Source organism: Sulfuricurvum sp. (assembly GCF_022759005.1).
Classification (GTDB): domain Bacteria; phylum Campylobacterota; class Campylobacteria; order Campylobacterales; family Sulfurimonadaceae; genus Sulfuricurvum.
The window spans coordinates 21318-26173 of the sequence record NZ_JAEMQA010000051.1; the positions used below are offsets into that span (position 1 = coordinate 21318).

5 protein-coding genes are annotated in these 4856 nt (G+C 44.4%); 1 reads left to right on the plus strand and 4 read right to left on the minus strand.

The genetic code is table 11. From position 1 onward, the window contains the following. Positions 1-891: ABC transporter permease (locus JHC35_RS03220; protein ID WP_295041942.1), on the minus strand; the 891-nt coding region annotated here is incomplete at its 3' end. A 78-nt stretch (positions 892-969) separates the two neighbouring features. After that, a complete protein-coding gene (locus JHC35_RS03225) occupies positions 970-2262 on the minus strand; it encodes a porin (protein WP_295041943.1) in 1293 nt (430 codons plus the stop codon). A gap of 249 nt (positions 2263-2511) precedes the next feature. Here JHC35_RS03225 and JHC35_RS03230 point away from each other — a divergent pair, with 249 nt between their 5' ends. Beyond that, entirely contained in the window at positions 2512-3051 is a 540-nt protein-coding gene (locus JHC35_RS03230; protein WP_295041944.1) for a hypothetical protein, read from the plus strand. A gap of 119 nt (positions 3052-3170) precedes the next feature. Here the strand turns inward: JHC35_RS03230 and fabI are convergent, their stop codons facing one another. Beyond that, complete coding sequence (gene fabI / locus JHC35_RS03235) at positions 3171-3995, minus strand: enoyl-ACP reductase FabI (RefSeq protein WP_295041945.1); 825 nt, start codon at positions 3993-3995, stop codon at positions 3171-3173. 149 nt (positions 3996-4144) lie between these two features. Then, the gene (locus JHC35_RS03240) at positions 4145-4855 is read right to left on the minus strand and encodes a triose-phosphate isomerase (RefSeq protein ID WP_295041946.1); all 711 of its coding nucleotides are present in this window, start codon (positions 4853-4855) and stop codon (positions 4145-4147) included. Between the last annotated feature and the right edge of the window lies 1 nt (position 4856).

Genomic DNA, 4856 nt, shown 5'->3' on the forward strand with positions numbered 1-4856 from the left:
CGTCAAAAACGCACTCATCATCAAAATCCCCATAATCACCGGATAATCCCGACTCATCGCAGAGAGATAGAATAACTGCCCCATCCCCTCGATCCCAAAAATCGACTCTAAAATCACCGATCCGCCGATCAATCCGGGTAATGACAATCCCAAAAGCGTGACAATAGGGGGGAGAAGATTAGGGAGAATATAACGCCGTATGATCATACGCTCTGAAATTCCCCGTGCTCTGGCAAAATAGATATAGTCACTTTTGAGAATTTCGATCACGAGTGAACGGATATAAAGAGCTAGACTTCCGATTCCGACAAATACCATCACGGCAATCGGCAGGGTTAAATGCCACGCCATATCGAGATAATATCCAATCCCCTCGGGAGGTTCCAACGAATGCATCCCCGCAATCGGAAACCACCCTAACGAGACACCAAGGAACATCATCAGCACCAATGCCAAATAATACGAAGGCATCGCAAAACTGAACAGCGACAGCTGACTCACCGCCGTATCGATTTTACTCTCATGATAAAGCGCCGCTTTGATTCCCAGCCATAGCGATAGCGCAAATGTCAGCACCATCGAGACGATATTCATCCACAACGTCACAGGGAGACGATCCGCAACGACACCAGAGACATCCGCACCGCTCACAAACGAGATTCCAAAGTCGAGCGTGAGAAGATTTTTGACCCAATCGAGATATTGCTGTGCGAGAGGTTTATCGAGACCGTAGACACTTTGGAGATGTTTGATCGCTTCGGGAGTCATATTGGGATTCAGTTCACCCCCCATGAAACTGTTGGGCGCCATATGGATTGCCCCGAATGATAGGAGTGAAATCAATAAAAGCATTAAAAAAGTATACGAAAGTGAACGGAATAAATATTTCATAAAACGATTATAGCAAAAGAAAGGGAGAAAAGAAAAAGAGGGTTCAACCCCCGAGGGGATTGAGAAGCAAAAGAACTCTTAGAAGTTCAATTGAAGCATTGCAAGAACGCTGTCATAACGTGAACCAGTTGTTGCACCAGCTTTAATATTTTGGTCATCAGCTTTTGTACTAAAGTATGCCAATGTTGCATCCAACGGTCCGAATGATTTAGACGCAGTCAATGCGATTTCTTGCATATCTGTTGATACTGTAGCACCAGTAGCTTTTGCACTTACATTGGTATATTGTGCACCAAGTTTTGCAATACCAGCATCAAAATCTGCTGATACCATATATGAATCAGCACCTGCACGTCCTACATATCCGTAGTTCCAGTATGCTTCAGTGTACAATTTAGATTGTGCAGTAGCAAGATTACCAGTTGCAACGTTTGCAATTTTTAATGTACCGTCTTTATCAGCTTTTGAATAAGCAGCTGCAACTTTCAATTTATCTACGCCATATCCAAGTTTAACTGCATAAGCATCAGAGTCTTTGATAGCTGGAATTGTATTTAGTGCACCTTTTGGAGACATATCCGCATATTGTGCACCGATTGTCAAGCCTTTAACGAGTTGGCAATTGATGTCCGCTTGCAACCAGTATGCATCTGCGATATCCATAACATCATAGTACCATGCTTGGAATGTCAACGGTTTGAACGAGTTGTTTATGAGAGCCGCTGCATACGCACCGCGTGAAGCGAATGTACCGAATACTGCACCATCACCCATGTATCCATCAATACCAAGTGAAGTAGTAGTATGATTTTGAACCGCATTTCCAAAACCACCAACTGCGTTAACACCATTTCCACGACCTACCCATGCACCTACCAAAGTAGTATCCGGAAGATCTTGGTTGATAAGAACCGCTGCTTCGAATGTGTTAGGAACCACAGACCATTTTTCAGAGAAAGCAAGTGGTGTATCAAGCTCCATACGACCGATTTTCGCCGAAGTTTTACCCATAGTTGCTGCCAACCAAAGTTCACCCATCCATGCTTGCTCATTTACACCTGCACCCATAGTGTGTGCACCTGTCCATGTGTTAGAAACAAGGTTGTTTTCAAGACCAAGTGCGCTTACCGCGTATCCAGTCATACCAAATGATACACCTTTAGTCAAATCACCTGTTACACCAAGACGAAGTGCTGTATCTGCTGCACTGTTTGACTGTCCAAAAAGACCATCTTTTGCTGTACCAGCTGGTTTATCTTTATTGTCTGTGTAATAGTAAAGTTTAGCGTCACCGCTTACTTTTACATTATCGATTGCGAACGCGCTTGCTCCGAGCAATACTGCTGCAAGACTCATTTTAACTAACTTCATTGATTCTCCTTAAGTTAAGCTTGACCTATGTTTTTGTTTCGTCGAAGTTAATTGTAACCCCCCTATTCTTAAACATTGCTGTAAAAATGAATTTTGTTTTCTATTTGTTTACTAAACGTAAATCCCTATAATAGGGAATGTGACAATTTTGTGATGATTTGCAACGCTCTTGTTTTGCATCATTTGTCTCTATTCTATGCTATAGTACGAACTAATCTGAAAAATTCAACCCTAATAGAGGAAAATCTTATGAATCATACTCTCACCCTCTCACTCTCCGTCTTACTGCTCAGCGGTTGTGTCGCCAATACCACAGGCGTTACCCCATCTCAAAATACAGCCCTAAATACGTTTGCTCCAAGCAGTAATGCCAACGCAAAAGGGGGAGCAATGCAGCGCTCACTGGATAGCTGGCTCAAAGAGGAGTGGAACCCGCTGATGGCGACTGAGCCGACCGAAAATACGAAGCAACAAAGCGACGGAACAGTAGTAACCACCAAAACGGAACCGACTAAAATGACGGTTAGTACACAAACATCTGAGGGTAAAACGATCGAAAAAGTGACGAATGCCACTCAGATCACGACAACAACCAAAGCACCCGATGGTACGATAACGACAAAAACCGAGGTTGTACCTCTCGATGAGGACAATACGCCGTTCACCTTGCAAAAGTATGTTGACAAATGGAAATCGTATTTGGATAAGAAAGAGAAGATGAGTGAGGGTCAACCGAAAGAACCGGCGAATTGGGAAAAATTAAATAAATTACCCGGAATTGGGAAGTAACTATAAGCAACACTGGCTTACGAATAAATTTACTATTCGTTCGTGGTGAGCTTGTCGAACCATGAACCGTTTACCCTTCGACAAGCTCAGGGCGAACGGAACGCGACAAATATTCAAAATTATTTCTTCTCGTCCCAGACAAAAACACTTTTTCCTTCGCCATTTTTCTCTACCGCTGCCATACCCATAATGTTATAGCCCGCATCGACATAATGGACTTCGCCGCTTACACCGCTGGAGAGATCGCTGAGCAAGTACATTGCCGAATTTCCAACCTCTTCGATCGTAACATTTTTACGAAGCGGAGCATTGGCTTCGTTCCAGTTGAGGATTTGTTTGAAATCGCCGATACCACTCGCCGCTAAGGTGCGGATAGGACCTGCACTGATCGCGTTGACACGCTGCCCTTTGGATGCACCCAGTTCTACCGCCATGTAGCGTACTGTAGATTCAAGTGCCGCTTTTGCAACACCCATAACATTATAATTTGGAATGTATTTCGGTCCGCCGAGGTAGCTGAGGGTGATGATCGACGCACCCGGTGCCAACACAGATTCAAGGCGGTTCGTCAAATCGATGAGTGAATAGACCGAAATATCCATCGCAATTTGAAACGCGCTTTTAGAGGTTTTCATAAACCCTTCGGTCAATGCCTCTTTGGGAGCAAATGCGACCGAGTGAACCAAAAAATCGATTTGACCGAAATCTGCCGCCACTTTTTCGGCGATGGCTGCCATATCCGCCTCATCGGATACGTCCAATTTATACACCGGAGAGTTATTAAAGCCCTCAGCAATCGGTTCGACCCGTTTTTGTAGCGCTTCGTTGAGGTAGGTAAACGCCATTTGTGCCCCTTGGGCATGAAGTGCTTGCGCGATACCGTACGCGATTGATTTATCGTTTGCCAATCCTACGATTAGACCTTTTTTACCTTGCATTAACATTTCAATTTCTCCTTTAGTTAAATGATACTTTCTTTTCTTTTTAATAAGAAAAGAAACAAAAGAAAATCATCCCTCAAGCAAATCGCTCGCGTGACTCTTGACACTGCTGTCATCGCACACGGCTCTTAAGGATGCTTGAGGGATAACCATTATGATTGATAAATTTCCGCCGCTTGTGCGATCATATCGCAAAAATCATTCGCGCTGAGAGATGCCGAACCGACGAGAACTCCATCCACATTGTCCAATGCCATGATCTCCCCGGCGTTCTCTACTTTTACGCTCCCTCCGTACAAAAGGGGTGCGGAAGTTTTAGCTCGTAGTTCTGCATGCAGTGATTCGATATCCCCATTTGAAGGGGTCAATCCCGTCCCGATTGCCCATACCGGCTCATACGCCACAATCAAATCAGGGTATGTCAAATCGATCCCCTCAAATTGACGATTGATGTAGGTCATCATCACATCATGCCCCGCTTCGCGTATTTCGAGAGGCTCGCCGACACAATAAATGATGACAAATCCCTGCTCGGCAAAGAAGCGAAATTTTGCCGCAATTTGCTCTTGGGTTTCACCGATAATATGACGGCGCTCGGAATGTCCGATCAAAATCGTTTTAATACCGAACTCTTCGAGTTGTTCAAGCGCAATCTCTCCGGTAAAAGCACCGTTTTTGACGGGATAAGCGTTTTGAACTCCGATCAATACGTTACGTGGATCGTGATCGAGAGCGGTAAACGGAGGAAATACGATCACCGTATCGTTTATATCGTTGGCAGAGACGAATGATTCTACGACCGCCATATAGGCTCGTGTCTCTTGACGCGTTTTGTTCGCTTTGAAATTAGCGCATAAAATCATA